Annotated in this window: 11 protein-coding genes; all 11 read left to right on the top strand. The window is 59.8% G+C overall.

The genetic code is table 11. The features are described from left to right. Nucleotides 1-74 precede the first annotated feature (74 nt). The gene (pdhA, locus tag OF385_RS04640; protein WP_264277205.1) at nt 75-1,190 is read left to right on the top strand and encodes a pyruvate dehydrogenase (acetyl-transferring) E1 component subunit alpha; all 1,116 of its coding nucleotides are present in this window, start codon (nt 75-77) and stop codon (nt 1,188-1,190) included. Nucleotides 1,191-1,204: 14 nt separating this feature from the next. Next, nucleotides 1,205-2,194, top strand: a complete 990-nt coding sequence (locus OF385_RS04645; RefSeq protein ID WP_264277857.1) for an alpha-ketoacid dehydrogenase subunit beta — start codon at nt 1,205-1,207, stop codon at nt 2,192-2,194. Then, on the top strand, nt 2,191-3,492 hold the full coding sequence (locus tag OF385_RS04650; RefSeq protein ID WP_264277206.1) for a dihydrolipoamide acetyltransferase family protein: 1,302 nt from the start codon (nt 2,191-2,193) through the stop codon (nt 3,490-3,492). The genes OF385_RS04645 and OF385_RS04650 overlap by 4 nt, the downstream gene beginning before the upstream one ends. A 196-nt stretch (nt 3,493-3,688) precedes the next feature. Further along, nucleotides 3,689-5,320, top strand: coding sequence for a peptide ABC transporter substrate-binding protein (locus OF385_RS04655; RefSeq protein WP_264277207.1), 1,632 nt, complete (start codon nt 3,689-3,691; stop codon nt 5,318-5,320). A 190-nt stretch (nt 5,321-5,510) separates the two neighbouring features. Next, entirely contained in the window at nt 5,511-6,437 is a 927-nt protein-coding gene (locus tag OF385_RS04660; RefSeq protein WP_264277208.1) for an ABC transporter permease, read from the top strand. Next, complete coding sequence (locus OF385_RS04665) at nt 6,430-7,443, top strand: ABC transporter permease (protein WP_264277209.1); 1,014 nt, start codon at nt 6,430-6,432, stop codon at nt 7,441-7,443. The genes OF385_RS04660 and OF385_RS04665 overlap by 8 nt, the downstream gene beginning before the upstream one ends. A gap of 3 nt (nt 7,444-7,446) precedes the next feature. After that, entirely contained in the window at nt 7,447-9,090 is a 1,644-nt protein-coding gene (locus OF385_RS04670) for an ABC transporter ATP-binding protein (protein WP_264277210.1), read from the top strand. 439 nt (nt 9,091-9,529) lie between these two features. Then, a complete protein-coding gene (locus tag OF385_RS04675; RefSeq protein ID WP_264277211.1) occupies nt 9,530-11,329 on the top strand; it encodes an ABC transporter family substrate-binding protein in 1,800 nt (599 codons plus the stop codon). 139 nt (nt 11,330-11,468) lie between these two features. Beyond that, on the top strand, nt 11,469-12,986 hold the full coding sequence (locus OF385_RS04680; protein ID WP_264277212.1) for an ABC transporter permease: 1,518 nt from the start codon (nt 11,469-11,471) through the stop codon (nt 12,984-12,986). Between the two features lie 17 nt (nt 12,987-13,003). Beyond that, the gene (locus OF385_RS04685) at nt 13,004-14,059 is read left to right on the top strand and encodes an ABC transporter permease (protein ID WP_264277213.1); all 1,056 of its coding nucleotides are present in this window, start codon (nt 13,004-13,006) and stop codon (nt 14,057-14,059) included. Further along, nucleotides 14,056-15,747, top strand: a complete 1,692-nt coding sequence (locus OF385_RS04690; protein ID WP_264277214.1) for an ABC transporter ATP-binding protein — start codon at nt 14,056-14,058, stop codon at nt 15,745-15,747. Before OF385_RS04685 ends, OF385_RS04690 begins: the two co-directional genes overlap by 4 nt. The last annotated feature ends 78 nt before the right edge of the window (nt 15,748-15,825 follow it).

A 15,825-nucleotide genomic window follows, 5' to 3' on the forward strand; every position in this document is an offset into this window, starting at 1 on the left:
TTGCGTTGCGTGAGTAGCATCACATTAAGCGGGGTTTGATGAAGAGTCCCGCCACCGACTACGTGAGAGTTAGGATGCCGATCGTGTCCACACAGCACATGGACGTAGCCGCTGGAAGCCTACCAACGCATCAGCTGCTGAACGTCGACGGGAAACGAATCCCGGACGAAGAACTTGACCACCATCTCAAGGACCTCGCAGAGGCGGACCTTGCGGATTTCCTGCGCGACATGGTCGTGCTGCGGCGGATGGACAATGAGGCCACCGCCCTGCAACGCCAAGGCCAGCTGGGCCTCTGGGCCCCTTTGCTCGGGCAGGAAGCCGCGCAAATCGGTTCGGTGCGCGCCACCAATGGCGATGATTTCATTTTCCCTTCCTACCGCGAGCATGGAGTCGCCTGGGCCAGGGGAGTGCAGGCCGAGGACCTGCTCAGCGTCTGGCGCGGGGCCCAGGCCAGCGGCTGGGATCCGAATGAGGTCAACATCGCCTGCCAGCAGATAGTCATCGGATCCCAGGCACTGCACGCCGCCGGCTATGGCATGGGGATCAAGTTCGATGGCGGCGGGCAGGTCTCCGTAGCCTACTTCGGCGATGGCGCCACCAGCCAGGGCGATGTCAACGAGGCCATGGTCTTCGCCGCCAGCTACCAGGCTCCGGTGCTCTTCTTCTGCCAGAACAACCAGTGGGCCATCTCGGAGCCGGTCGCGTTGCAAAGCCGCACCCAGATCGCTGACCGCGCCCATGGCTTCGGCTTGAAAACCTGGCGCGTGGACGGCAATGACATCCTTGCGGTGTACGCGGCAACCAAGGCCGCTTTGGCCCATGCCCGCCACGGGCTCGGTCCGACCTTCATTGAAGCGGTCACCTACCGCATGGGGTCGCACACCACGGCCGATGATCCCACCCGATACCGCAGGGCCGAACAGCTCGAAGAGTGGAAAGCCAAGGATCCGATCGACCGCCTGGTGAAATATCTGCACGAAATGGGAGCGGACGTTCAATCCTATGAACAGCGCGCCCAGAATGCCGCCGATGAGATGGCCGCCAAGCTGCGCGCCGCGATCACCAGCATGGAAGACCCGAAGGCGGAAGAACTGTTCACCAACGTTTATGCCGAAACGCATGAACCCACCGAACGCGCCGCGAAGAACTACCGGGATTACCTGGCCGACTTCGAAGGTGGTGAATAGCCGTGGCAACCACCATGCTCAAGGCGCTGAACAAGTCGCTGCACGATGCCCTGAGCGAAGACGAGAAGGTCATCCTGCTCGGCGAAGACATCGGAACACTTGGCGGAGTCTTCCGCGTGACCGATGGGCTCAAGGCCGAGTTCGGCGAGCATCGGGTAGTCGATACCCCGCTGGCTGAATCTGGAATCGTCGGCACGGCCATCGGCCTGGCCTATCGCGGCTACCGCCCGGTGGTCGAGATCCAGTTCGATGGATTCACCTACCCGGCTTTCGATCAGCTGGTCTCGCAGCTGGCGAAGCTGCATTACCGCTCGCGCGGGCGGGTGAAAATGCCGGTGACCGTCCGCATTCCCTATGGCGGGGGCATCGGTTCGCCGGAGCACCATTCCGAATCTCCCGAAGCCTACTTTGCCCATACCGCTGGCCTGCGGGTTTTCGCGCCGTCCAGCGTGGAAGATGCCTATGCGATGCTTCGCCAGGCAATTCTCTGCGATGATCCGGTGATTTTCTTCGAGCCCAAACGCCGGTACCACGAAAAAAGCGATGCGGAACTGGGTGACGTGCAGCCCGATGCCTCTCCCAAGGCAAGGGTCATCCGCTCCGGAACCGATGCCACCATGGTCGGCTACGGCCCAACTACCTACACGCTGATTGACGCAGCCATGGCGGCCGAAGACGAAGGAACGAGCCTGGAGGTCATTGACCTTCGCAGCTTGGATCCCCTGGATATCGATACAGTCGCCCAGTCGGTGCAACGCACCGGCAAGCTGGTGGTGGTCCATGAAGCCAGCCGCACCAGCGGCCTGGGCGCCGAAATCTGCGCCGAGATCACCGAGCGCTGCTTCGACTACCTGGAGCATGCGCCGCTGCGGGTGACCGGATTCGATGTTCCGTATCCGCCGTCGCGGCTTGAAAGCCACCACTTGCCCGACTTGGATCGAGTGATGCACGCGGTGGATACCGTAATGCGACACCATGAGGCACGCAAAGGAGCTGCCCAGTGACGACAGATCAGACATTCAAGCTTCCAGACCTTGGCGAAGGATTGACCGAGTCCGAGGTGCTGAACTGGAAAATCAAGGTGGGCGAGCATGTGGCGCTGAACCAGGTGATTGCCGAGGTGGAAACGGCGAAAGCGGTCGTTGAACTGCCCTCGCCTTTTGCCGGGGTGGTCCAGCAGATTCATGCTGCCCAGGGCGAGGTCGTCCAAGTCGGAGGCCCGCTGGTCACCTTCGGTGATGAAGAGCCAGCGCAGGCCAAGGAGCAGGAACCCGTGGCAGCGGAGCGCACCCCTACGCTCGTCGGCTATGGCGCTCCTGCGGACACCGGGGCCCGCCCGCAACGGAAGTCCCGTTCAATGAAGGCTCCCGACGCAGCAAGCACCGGGCACATTGGGCAACCGCGTCGCACGGTGACCCGTTGCACCCCGCCGGTGCGCAAGCTCGCCCGCGATCATGGCGTGGATATTTCCACCCTTGCCGGCAGCGGGGAAGACGGATTGGTGCTTCGCCGCGACGTTCAAGATGCCATCGATGCCGGTACCACCTCCACCGGCGAAAGCGAATCGGCGGTAGCCGCGGCCGTAGTCCAGGCTTCCAGCACAGCGGATCGGCACGTCAGGATCACTGCCGTGCGCCGTGCGACGGCCCAAGCCATGGTGCAGTCGGCCTTTACGGCCCCTCATGCCACCGAGTTCCTGACTGTGGATGTCACCGAATCGATGGCATTGATCGAACGGTTGCGGTCCCACCGCCTGCTGAAGGGCGTCAAGCTGAACTTCACGACCCTGGCTGCTGTGGTGGTGACCAGGCTGTTGCGCACCTACCCCGCATTGAACTCGAAGTGGGATGAAGCGGCCGACGAGATCATCGAATTCGGGTCGGTGAATCTGGGGATGGCGGTTGCCACTGACCGGGGCCTGCTCGTTCCGGTGGTGAAAAATGCCCAGGACCTGCCGCTGCCGCAAATGGCCTCGGCGCTGAGCGCGATCATTCTCCAAGGGCGAGAAGGCACGCTGTCTCCAGCCCAAATGTCCGGAGGGACGTTCTCCATCACGAATGTCGGAGTTTTCGGCGTGGACGCCGGAACACCGATCCTGCCGCCCGGGCAGGCGGGGATTTTGGCCCTAGGCCAAGTGAAGCGCCGGCCTTGGGAGCATCAAGGCGAAGTAGCGCTTCGCCATACCACGACTTTGGCTTTGTCCTTCGATCACAGAGTCGTAGACGGCAAAGAAGCAAGCGAGTTCCTCGCAGGTGTCGGATCGGTTTTGGAGGACCCAGGATTGATGAATATTTTTATTTGAGAAGTAATGGATTTTTACTAGGACCAAATAAATGAGTCCGAATGATAAAGGCGATTTCAAGCATTGCTTTCATGAATATTCATTGGTTGTTTCGCAATATTTGATGTAATCTCATTCACTACGTGCTACAGCTCACGCTTGCCTGCACGGCTCTGCTAAACGCAGAAGCAGCAACCTTATGTTGAGGAGAAATAGGATGCGATACTCGCACGCATCTAAGGCTGTCGTTCTATCAGCAGCCTTGGCACTGACCCTGTCGGCTTGTGGCGGCGGTTCAACTGATTCCGCAGGCGGCGAAGGCGACGGTTCGTACGTCGTCACCGCAAACACCACCGAACCGCAAAACGGCCTACTGCCGGCCAACACCAACGAAGTTGGTGGCGGTCGCGTCATGGACCTGCTCTTCACGGGCCTGGTCAGCTATGACGCAAAGGGAGCCCCGGTCAATGAACTCGCAGAGTCCATCGAGACCACTGATTCCCAAAACTACACCATCAAGATCAAGTCAGGCCAGACTTTCTCGGATGGTTCCCCGGTAACCGCTGCTTCGTTCGTGGATGCGTGGAACTTCGGTGCCGCAGCCAAGAACGCTCAGTTGAATTCCTACTTCTTCGAGTCCATCAAGGGCTACGACAAGGTGAGCGCAGAGAAGTCCAAGGAAGACAAGATGGAAGGCCTGAAGGTTGTCGATGACACCACCTTCACCGTCGAACTCTCCCAGCCGGAATCTGACTTCCCGCTGCGCCTTGGCTACACCGCCTTCATGCCATTGCCTGAAGCAGCTTTCGAGGATCCCAAGGCCTTCGGCGAAAAGCCGGTGGGCAATGGTCCATACAAGCTGACCGAGTGGAACCACGACGTCAACCTGAAGATGGACGTCAACGAGAGCTACGACGGCCCACGCAAGGCTGCCAATGGCGGTATCGACTTCAAGGTCTACCAGTCCACCGACTCGGCCTACCAGGACCTGGTTTCCGGCAACCTGGACGTGCTGGACCAGATCCCACCGAGCCAGCTGGCCTCCTACCAGTCCGACTTGGGCGACCGTTCGGTCAACTCGCCATACGCAGGCAACGCAACCATCACCATCCCTGGCTACCTGGATCACTTCAAGCAGGATGAAGAGGGCAACCTCCGCCGCGCAGCCATCTCGCGTGCCATCGACCGCCAGCTGATCATCGACAAGGTGTACCAGGGCGGCAAGGTCATCGCCAAGGACTTCACCGCTCCAGTGCTCGAAGGCTACGCGGACGACCTGCCTGGCAGCGAGGTGCTCTCCTTCGACGATGCCGAAGCCAAGAAGCTGTGGGCCGAAGCGGACAAGATCAGCAAGTGGGACGCCGACAAGGAATTCTCCATTGGCTACAACGTTGACGGCGCCGGCAACAAGGAATTCGTCGAGGCAATTGCCAACCAGTTGAAGAACAACTTGGGCATCAACGCCACCGCGCAGTCGTTCGCGTCCTTCAAGGAGCTTCGCGCCAAGGTCACTGCGTACACCATGACCGGATCGTTCCGCACCGGCTGGCAGGCTGACTACCCATCGCTCTACAACTTCCTGGGCCCACTATTCGGCACCGGTGCAGGTTCGAATGATGGCAAGTACTCCAGCAAGGAATTCGACGACGCGCTCGCCAAGGGCTTGGCTGCCACCGACCCGGCTGAAGGCGCAACGACCTTCAACGAGGCACAGGAAATCCTCTTCAAGGACCTGCCTGCCATCCCGCTGTGGTACCAGGCGGTCCAGGGCGGCTGGAGCGAGAACGTATCCAACGTCGAGTTCGGCTGGAACGGCGTTCCGCTGTACAACGAAATCACTGGTAAGTAAGTAATTTCAGCATTCGGGCTGGTCAAGTTCGAAATTGTCTGGAAGGCATGTCAAGGGAGACCCCAGATTCAATGGGTCTCCCTTTGGCATGTTCGACCTGCCTCCCAAAAGTAAACGTCGAATGATTTATCGACGGAAAGAGGGAAAAAATGGCCAAGTGCCGTACAGCATCTCGAGGTGAGATGCACGCATGCTAAGTTTCATGCTGAAGAGAATTGCCCAGCTGGTCCCGGTATTCATCGGTGCGACGCTGCTGGTGTACTTCCTGGTTTTCGCCACACCTGGCGACCCGATCGCCGCGCTTTCCGGCGGCAAGCCGATGTCCGAGGCGACACGGGCAGCCCTCGAAGCGCAATACAACTTGGACAAGCCGTTCTGGGTTCAGTACGGCCTGTATCTGAAGAATTTGGTGACCTTCGACCTGGGAACCTCGTTCTCGGGTCAAGAAGTCAGCGACCTGCTCGGCCGCGCCTTCCCGGTCACCGCGCGGCTTGCGATTCTTGCGCTGCTCATTGAAGGCGTTTTCGGCATTATCTTCGGCGTCATCGCCGGCATGCGCAAGGGCAAGTGGTTCGATTCGACCGTTCTGGTTGCTTCGCTGATCGTGATCGCGGTGCCAACCTTCGTCCTCGGCTTCGTTCTGCAGTTTGTCGTTGGCGTGAAACTTGAATGGGCCAAGCCCACCGTTTCCGGCGCGGCGACCTGGGGAGAACTCTTCCTGCCGGCCCTGGTGCTCGGCCTGGTTTCGCTGGCCTATGTGGTCCGCCTGACCCGAACCTCGGTGATCGAGAACAAGTCCGCGGACTTCGTGCGCACCGCCACCGCCAAGGGGCTGAGCCGCAATCGCGTTGTCACCGTACACATCCTTCGCAACTCGCTGATCCCTGTCGTGACCTTCCTCGGAGCGGACCTCGGCTCGCTGATGGGCGGCGCGATTGTCACTGAAGGCATCTTCAACGTGCCCGGCGTGGGACATTTGCTCTATCAGGCAATCCAGAAGGGCGAAACCCCGACCGTTGTCGCCATTGTCGGTGTGCTGGTGATTGTCTTCGTTATCGCCAACTTGATCGTGGATATGCTGTACGCACTGCTTGACCCAAGGATCCGTTATGCCTGAGAACCAGAATTTTAATCCGGAGGACGGCCTGCCCATCAGCAAGGTCCGCGCCGGCAAAGTTTCCAAATACAAGATCGAGCACTTTGTTGCTCCCTTGGATGAGACGCCGCTGCAGGCTGTCGACTCCGTCAAGGAAACCGGCAAGCCGCTGTCCATGTGGGCCGAGGCATGGCGTTCGCTGCGCAAGCAGCCGCTGTTCATCATTTCCGCGATCCTGATTCTCGCGGTCATCGTGGTTGCGGCGTTCCCGCAACTGTTCAGTTCGCAAGACCCAACCTATTGCGCACTGGAGAATTCGAACGAGCCTGGCCGCGCTGGCCACATCATGGGCTTCAACCTCCAGGGCTGCGACATCTATGCGCGGGTGATCTACGGCACGCGGGCTTCCCTGCTGGTCGGCGTGTTCACCACCTTGTTTGTTGTCATCGTCGGCGGCGCGCTCGGCGCTCTGGCCGGCTTCTACGGTGGATGGATCGACGCGGTCCTGGCACGGCTGGGTGATATCTTCTTCGCCTTGCCACTGATCCTCGGTGCCATCATCGTGATGCAGCTTCCTGCGTTCCGCGACAACCGCAGCGTGTGGACAGTTATTGTCACGCTGGCGATCTTCGGCTGGCCGCAGCTGGCCCGAATTACGCGTGGCGCTGTCATCGAGGCGCGCAACGCCGACTACGTGAAGGCATCGCGCGCCCTGGGGCTGTCCAAGTTCAATTCGCTGCTCAAGCACGTCATTCCCAACTCGCTGGCGCCGATCATTGTGGTGGCGACCGTGAACCTGGGCGTCTACATTGTTGCCGAAGCGACCCTGTCCTTCCTTGGCGTCGGATTGCCGCCGGATGTCATGAGCTGGGGCAATGATATTTCCTCCGCGCAGACCCAGCTTCGCAACAATCCGATGATGCTCATGTGGCCTGCGCTATTCCTGTCTGTGACGGTGCTGAGCTTCATCATGCTCGGCGATGCAGTGCGCGATGCGCTGGATCCCAAGGCCCGGAAGGGAGCCTAGAGAATGACTGAGACTGCAACCCCCAAGCCGTTGCTGGAAATCAAGGACCTGGCGATCACCTTCTCCACTCCTGACGGTCCAGTGCACGCCGTGCGCGATGCCAACTTCACCGTGATGCCGGGGGAGACCGTGGCCATTGTGGGCGAGTCCGGTTCAGGCAAATCGACTTCGGCCCTGGCGGCCATCGGCCTGTTGGCCGGCAACGGTTCGGTTTCCTCCGGCCAGATCCTGTTCGATGGCGAAGATATTTCGCACGCCAGCGAAAAACGCTTCGTCGAGTTGCGCGGCAACCATATCGGCATGGTTCCGCAGGATCCGATGTCCAACTTGAATCCGGTGTGGAAGATCGGCTTCCAGGTCAAGGAGACGCTCAAGGCCAATGGCCTGGCGGGGGACAACCCCAAGCAGCGTGTTGCCCAGATCCTTGCTGATGCAGGTTTGCCGAACCCGGAGGTTCGTGCCGGCCAGTACCCGCACGAGTTCTCCGGCGGCATGCGCCAGCGAGCGCTGATTGCTATCGGGCTGGCCTGCCGACCGCGTTTGCTGATCGCCGATGAGCCGACCAGCGCACTGGACGTTACCGTCCAGCAGCAGATCCTGGACCACCTGGACACCATGACCAGTGAATTGGGCACCGCGGTGCTGCTGATCACCCACGACCTCGGGCTGGCCGCCGAGCGTGCCGAGAAGGTCGTCGTGATGTACAAGGGCCGCGTTGTTGAGTACGGTCCGGCCTTGGACATCCTGCGCAACCCGCAGCATCCGTACACCAAGCGCTTGATCAGCTCCGCTCCGTCCTTGTCGGCGCAACGCGGCGACAAGCACGAGGCCATCGTTGATGAGGTTGTCCCAGGCAAGGCCGAACCGCTGCTGAAGGTCAGCAACCTGACCAAGGTCTACGACATCCGCAAGGGCTTCGGCAAGAAGGAGAAGTTCATTGCGGTGGACAATGTCTCCTTCGAGATCCCGAAAGGCACTACCACGGCAGTGGTAGGCGAGTCCGGTTCCGGCAAGTCCACCATCGCCCAGATGGTGCTGAACTTGCTTGACAAGACCGAGGGCGAGATCCTCTTCGACGGCGAGCAGATCGGCAACTTGAGCGAAAAGAAGCTGTTCAAATACCGCCGCCGCGTTCAGCCAATCTTCCAGGATCCCTATGGCTCCCTGGACCCGATGTATTCGATCTACCGAACCATCGAGGAGCCGTTGCGCATCCATGGGATCGGCAATGCCGCTTCGCGCCAGAAGAAGGTCAAGGAACTGCTGGAGCAGGTATCCATGCCGGCTTCTACCATGCACCGGTTCCCGAATGAGCTCTCCGGCGGGCAGCGACAGCGAATCGCTATCGCCCGGGCACTGGCGCTCCAACCGGAAATGATCGTCTGCGACGAAGCCGTCTCCGCTTTGGACGTGCTGGTTCAGGCCCAAGTGCTGGAGCTGCTGGATGAACTGCAGCGGGAGATGGAACTGACCTACCTGTTCATCACCCATGACCTTGCAGTGGTTCGCGAGATCGCCGACAACGTCTGCGTGATGGAGCATGGCAAGATCGTCGAGCAGGGGACTGCCGATGAGATCTTCGATGCGCCAAAGAGCGAGTACACCCGCAACCTGCTGGGTGCTATTCCGGGTGCGTCACTGATCTAATCGGTCGCCGAAAACGCCGCAAGGGGGCGTCGAAACCAATGGTTTCGGCGTCCCCTTGCTCGTTAAACGAAGCCTCATCCTTCGTCATATTCAACGAATATTTCATATTTTTTCAAACTGAAGCAAATGTTGCAAAACCGTTATAAATCCATCCATGAAACATGCTCGTAACGCGGGTGTTCCGATTGAATTTTCCCAATCTGAAAGAAACCCTTGAAATCTAGCGGATGTGGCGTGGATCGCATGAACTCGCTGGTAACAAGCTCGTTGCAAATCACTCTCAAGAGCAGTTCGCGCAGGTAGATGTGAAGCGAATCTTTCTCTATCCAAGCCAGAAAATTCAGGTTAGTGTATTCCTCAATGGACAGGTCATGTGATCTGATCCACAAGGAATCATACGGATTCACAACTCGTATCATCACGATCTCAAGGAGGCGAAATGCGGATTCAGCGCGTTTCGAAAGCAGTAGCCGTAGGCGCTGCCCTGGTATTGGCGCTTTCGGCCTGTGCCCCGGGTGGCGGAGATGCCGCCCCGGAGGCCAGCAAGAGTGCCGAGTCCAATGGTGGCGCTGAGGTCACCAACTCCGGCCTGGCCGATCTGGGCGATGTCACCACCAAGGATGACACCTTCAACGTCACCGTTGGCGCACCAGAGTTCATCAGCTACAACGGCATGACTCCACAGACCTACTCGACCTACAACTCGGCCATCGTGGATCGCATGTTCGCCAGCTTCTACTACATGGGTACCGATGGAACCATCTACCAAAACGAGGATCTGGGTTCCTACGAGAAGGTCAGCGAGGACCCCCTGACCATCAAGTACACCATCAACGACAATGCGCAGTGGTCTGATGGAACACCGATCACCGTGGCAGATGCCGTATTGGCGTGGGGTACGCAGAACCTGAATCTCAACAGCGGTTCCAAGGACAAGCCGCTGTTCAACTCGGTCTCCACCGACTTGGGCGATACCGTGCCCAAGGGCCCAGAGGGAGCTATCGACGGCAAGGAATTCACTGTCACCTTCAAGGATCCTGATCCGGACTGGCAGCTGCAAACTTGGATGATGCACCCAGCGCACGTTGTTGCCAAGAAGGGTGGTTTGAGCACCGAGGAACTGGTCAAGGCCATTCAGGACGGGGATTCCAAGAAGCTGGAGAAGGCGGCCAAGTTCTGGAACGAAGGCTGGATGACCAAGCCGGGCACCCTGCCTGATGAAGCCGAAATGCCAGTCTCCGGTCCATACAAGCTGGAGTCGTGGAAGGCCGGCGAATCAGTCACCTTGACCGCAAACGACAAGTACTATGGCACCCCTGCTGCTACCAAGAAGCTGACCTTCCGCTTCTTGGCAGATACCGGCATGGTCCAAGCGCTGCAGAACAAGGACGTTGACGTTATTGCTCCTCAGCCGACTGTCGACACCCTGGCTCAGCTCGAGGGCTTGGGCAACTCCGTGAACATCCAGCAGGGCGACACCTTGACCTGGGAACACCTGGACTTCAACTTCGCCAAGGGCAACGAGATGACCAACCTGGAGCTGCGCAAGGCATTCGCCATGTGTGTTCCACGCCAGGAAATCGTTGACAACCTGGTCAAGCCGCTGAACCCGGAAGCTACCGTGATGAACGCGCGTGAGGTCTTCCCGTTCCAGGACAACTACCAGGAAGTCGTTGATGCGTCCTACGACGGCCGCTACGACCAGGTCGACATCGACGGTGCCAAGAAGATCCTCGAGGAGCAGGACGCTGTAGGCACCAAGATCCGCATCGGCTACTCCGCTCCCAACGAGCGCCGCACGAATGAGGTTGCTGCCATCAAGTCCTCCTGCGACAAGGCAGGCTTCAAGGTCGAAGACGCGGGCGACCCCAAGTTCTTCGCACCAGGCGGCACCCAGGAACGTGGTGACTACGAAGTCGCCCTGTTCGCTTGGGCAGGTTCCGGCCAGATCACCTCGGGCCAGAACATCTACGCCAGCGGCAAGCCACAGAACTACGGCAAGTACTCCAACGAGGCAGTCGACGAAGCATGGACCAAGCTGGCAACCTCCCTTGACCCAGCAGTCCACGCCGAGCAGACCAAGGTCATTGAAAAGCTGTTGTGGGATGACTTGTTCGGCATTCCGATCTTCGCACACCCAGGCTTGAGTGCTTCGGGATCCGATGTTCAGAATGTTCGCCACACCGCTACCCAGAGCGGCATCGTGTGGAACGCCGAGCAGTGGCAGCGAGCTGAGTAAGCCCCGAGGGCAAACTAGCTGCTAACACCAACTGTGAGCGCCTGCGGGGCCCGATCACCATCGGGCCCCGCGGTGTGTCTGCCACCATCACCGGGCGGCACCAGCGCTATGAGGTGAGAAGAAAGAGGACATTAGAACCGTGTTGAAGTTCATTCTCAAAAGATTAGGATCGGCCGTTGGCGTGCTGTTTGGCGCCTCGCTGCTGCTCTATATCTTGGTTATCAACTCAGGCGACCCCCTGGGCGATTTACGCGAAAGCAACGCTGAAAATCGCGAGTATCTGATGCAGCAACGCATCGAATACATGAACCTGGAACAGCCTTGGTATCTGCGGTACCTGACCTGGCTCGGCGGAGTCGGCAAATGCTTCGTAGGCTCTTGCGACCTAGGCCGGAACATAAACGGCGTCGAGGTCAGCGGCTTGCTTGCCAACGCCGCCTCTTCGACCCTCCGGCTTGTGCTGCTGGCCACCATCATCGCGGCCATTCTCGGTATCGCGATTGGCGTGCTGACCGCGGTACGTCAATATTCCGGACTGGACTACCTCGTCACCTTCCTGACCTTCCTCTTCTTCTCGCTGCCTGTCTTCTGGGCTGCCGTGCTGCTCAAGGAATATATGGCCATCGGATACAACGACTGGCTTGAAAATCCGCAGATATCGATCGGCACGAGCATCCTCATCGGCGTGGTTGCCGGAATCGTGCTGCAAATGCTGCTGGCAGGCTCGCTCAAGCGCCGCGGACTCACGTTCATCATTACGGCAGTTTTCGTTCCGCTGTTGCTGCAGTACAGCCTGTGGCTGAACTTCTATCGCTACCCGCAAATGGGCCCGGCAATCATCGTTGTCCTGACCTTGCTGCTTGCACTCTCCGCTACCGCCATGAGCGTCGGGCTCAAGGAGAAGAAGGTCCTGTACCCGGCGCTGATCACCGTAGTGCTGGTGCTGGTCATGTACTACGCGACCTTCTGGCTGCTGAAAGACGCAAACGCCTGGATCCTGTTCTTCGGCGCCATTCTGGCAGTGGCCATTCCTGGCCTGATCGGCAATTTCATGGGCGGCCGCCTATCCCGGATTGCCGCCGGCGTTTCGGTCCTCGTTGGCGTTGTGGGCGCCGGTCTCACGGTGCTGGATCATATCTTCCGCGCATGGCCTGGATTCCTGGAACTGAAGGGCCGGCCTATCGGAACGATTGGTTCCTCCACCGCAAACCTTGGCGGCGGATTCTGGGATACCTTCCTGGACAACGCAACGCAGCTGCTCCTTCCAACGATCGTGCTGGCCATCATCTCCCTGGCAAGCTACTCGCGGTACACGCGCTCCTCGATGCTGGAAGTGCAGCAGCAGGACTACATCCGCACCGCACGTTCCAAGGGCCTGAGCGAACGCACTGTGATCTTCCGCCATGCATTCCGCAACGCGCTGATTCCCATCGCCACCATCGCCGCCTTTGACTTCGCCGGCCTGATCGGCGGCGCGGTGGTCACCGAGACGGTGTTCGGCTGGAAGGGCATGGGAGATATGTTCAACACCGGTCTGCATTCCGTGGATCCGGCCCCCGTGATGGCATTCTTCCTGGTCACCGGTAGCGCCGCAATCCTATTCAACCTGCTGGCTGATATCGTCTACGCGCTGCTTGATCCGCGGATCCGGGTCTAGGGAATTTAGGACAATCGATGAGTAACTTAAACGGACAAGCTCCGAAAAACTTGACCTCTATTGCAGAAGTCGAAGACGCGAAACTCGCGGCTTCGACCGAACAGTCAAAGAGCCAGTCGCAAATTGTCTTCGGGCGATTTATCAAGCACAAGCCCGCAATGATCTCGGCTGTAGTGCTGGTGGTCATCACGGTGGTCGCTTTCACCTCTATAGGAATAGGCCCACTTCCAGGCTGGTGGAAGCAGAGCTATCTGGATGCCGGCACCGTGGTCAACGGCGGCAAGCCGACCCTCTCCCTGCTGCCAACGTGGCTTGGTGGAGCCGGCATCGGTATTGGCGAGCATCCTTTCGGCCAGGACTCGGTAGGCAAGGACTACTTCGCTTTGGTCATGAATGGCACGCAGAAGTCCATTATCATCGGCCTGGTCGTAGGCTTGGTTGCCACCTTCCTCGGTGCCGTGATCGGTGCGGTCGCCGGCTACTTCCGAGGCTGGGTTGATGAGGTGCTGATGCGCATCACCGACCTGTTCATCGTGATTCCGCTGCTGGTACTGGCCGCGGTGCTCGGACAGATCGCCGGACGAAGCTCAGGATCGATCTTCGCGCTGGCGCTGGTGCTCGGCCTGGTCACGTGGACCGGCCTGGCCCGCTTGGTGCGAGGCGAGATCCTTTCCCTGCGCGAACGTGAATACGTCTCCGCCGCGCAGGCCATGGGATCACGCACCTCGCGCGTGATCTTCAAGCACCTGCTGCCCAACACCATCGGCGTGATCGTCGTGAACGCGACCTTCGCAATCGCTGGCGCGATCCTGCTCGAATCTTCGCTGTCCTTCCTCGGCTTCGGCGTGCAGCCACCGGAATCGTCCCTCGGCTTGCTGATCAGCCAGTATCAGAATGCTTTTGTCACCCGTCCGTGGCTGTTCTGGTGGCCGGGCATGATCATTGTGGTCATCGCGCTCGCGGTCAACTTCCTCGGCGATGGCCTTCGCGATGCCTTCGATCCACGACAGAACGACAAGCGCCGCCGCCGCGCAGGGCTGTTTGCCCTGCCAACCCGCAAGGAGAAGCCATGAGCCACGTCGCCCCAGAAAATTCCGCCGGTGAATACGCGCTGAGCTTCAACGACCTCAAGGTCACCTTCGAAACCTCAGGTCCTCTGGTCCACGCAGTCAAGGGGCTGTCCTTGGCGGTGCGTCCGGGCGAAGTCGTCGCGCTGGTGGGCGAATCAGGCTCGGGCAAATCGGTGACATCCACCGCGGCCATGGGCCTGCTGCCGGAGAACGCGAACATCTCCGGCGAAGCGAAGATCGGCAACGTCAATGTGGTGGGCCTGGAACAGGGCAAGATGCGCAAGATGCGCGCCACCGACATCGCCATGGTCTTCCAGGAGCCGATGACCGCGCTGAACCCGGTGCTGACCATTGAACGCCAGCTGACCGAGGCACTGGAACTGCATGGCATTGCCTATGGCAAGGCTGCCACCGACCGCGCCATCGAATTGCTGGACATGGTCGGCATCCCAGAGCCCGGTAAGCGGATCAAGCAGTACCCGCACCAATTCTCCGGCGGCCAGCGTCAGCGCATCGTGATCGCCATGGCGATCTCCTGCGACCCGAAGGTCATCATTGCCGATGAGCCGACCACCGCGCTGGATGTGACCGTGCAGGCCGAGATCCTGGACCTGCTGCGCGAGCTGAAGGACCGGCTGAACACCGGCATCCTGCTGATCACCCACAATATGGGCGTGGTAGCCGATATGGCCGATCAAGTCGCCGTGATGTTCCAGGGCAACCTGGTGGAGACCGGCAGCGTGGATCAGGTACTGCTCAACCCGCAGCACGCCTACACTCAGCGGCTTCTGGCCGCGGTCCCGCGGCTATCTGCCCCGGCGCTCATCACCGAAAACGCGCCGCACAGCAGCAAGACCGCTCCCGCTGGGCGCGAGCTGGTGCTTGAAGCCAAGGACCTCGTCTTGGAATACAACATGCGTGGGAAGATCTTCCGCGCAGTTGAGGGAGTGAGCTTCGATATTGCCAAGGGCGAAGTGCTGGGCATTGTGGGCGAGTCCGGTTCGGGCAAGTCCACCATCGCCAAGGCGGTGATCGGCTTGCTGCCGGTGGCCGATGGCACGCTCTCGGTCAAGGGGCATGACCTTCCAAGGCTCTCGCCCAGGGAAGCTCGCGCAGTGCGCAGGCAGATCGGCGTCATCTTCCAGGACCCGGCGGCTTCGCTGAATCCTCGTTTCCCGATTGGCGAATGCATCACCGAGCCCATGGTGGTGCACAAGGTGGGTACCAAGGCATCACGCATCAAGCGTGCCGAGGAACTGCTGGATGCGGTCAAGCTGCCACGCAACGTCATCAACCGCTACCCGCATGAACTCTCGGGTGGTCAGCGCCAGCGTATTTGCATCGCGCGTGCGCTGACTTTGAACCCGGAACTGCTGATTGCCGACGAGCCGACCAGCGCGTTGGATGTTTCGGTGCAGGCCGTGGTGCTGGAAATGCTCCAGGACCTGCAGCGCGACTTCAATTTCGCCTGCTTGTTCGTCAGCCACGACTTGGCTGTGGTGGACATGCTGGCCGACGCGGTGGTGGTGATGCGCTCGGGGAAGGCCGTGGAGCAGGGGATGGTTGAGACCGTGCTGCACTCGCCAACCCACGAGTACACCAAGCGCTTGCTGGCTGCCGCACCGGTGCCTGATCCCCATGAGCAGGCCACTCGGCGCGAGGCATGGCGGATCTTGAACAACGCCAAGTAGCACCCGCACGGATCAGGAGCCGGAACCATTATCCGGCTCCTTTTCCATTGCATGAGCAGAGCAGCGAATCTCTAGGAG

The organism is Glutamicibacter sp. JL.03c (assembly GCF_025854375.1).
Taxonomy (GTDB): Bacteria; Actinomycetota; Actinomycetes; order Actinomycetales; family Micrococcaceae; genus Glutamicibacter.

What these genes read in the sequence shown, in the direction of transcription:
- OF385_RS04660 (WP_264277208.1), top strand. Translation starts at nt 5,511, where the DNA reads ATGCTAAGTTTCATGCTGAAGAGAATTGCCCAGCTGGTCCCGGTATTC.
- OF385_RS04685 (WP_264277213.1), top strand. Translation starts at nt 13,004, where the DNA reads ATGAGTAACTTAAACGGACAAGCTCCGAAAAACTTGACCTCTATTGCA.
- pdhA (WP_264277205.1), top strand. Translation starts at nt 75, where the DNA reads ATGCCGATCGTGTCCACACAGCACATGGACGTAGCCGCTGGAAGCCTA.
- OF385_RS04670 (WP_264277210.1), top strand. Translation starts at nt 7,447, where the DNA reads ATGACTGAGACTGCAACCCCCAAGCCGTTGCTGGAAATCAAGGACCTG.
- OF385_RS04675 (WP_264277211.1), top strand. Translation starts at nt 9,530, where the DNA reads ATGCGGATTCAGCGCGTTTCGAAAGCAGTAGCCGTAGGCGCTGCCCTG.
- OF385_RS04645 (WP_264277857.1), top strand. Translation starts at nt 1,205, where the DNA reads ATGCTCAAGGCGCTGAACAAGTCGCTGCACGATGCCCTGAGCGAAGAC.
- OF385_RS04690 (WP_264277214.1), top strand. Translation starts at nt 14,056, where the DNA reads ATGAGCCACGTCGCCCCAGAAAATTCCGCCGGTGAATACGCGCTGAGC.
- OF385_RS04655 (WP_264277207.1), top strand. Translation starts at nt 3,689, where the DNA reads ATGCGATACTCGCACGCATCTAAGGCTGTCGTTCTATCAGCAGCCTTG.
- OF385_RS04665 (WP_264277209.1), top strand. Translation starts at nt 6,430, where the DNA reads ATGCCTGAGAACCAGAATTTTAATCCGGAGGACGGCCTGCCCATCAGC.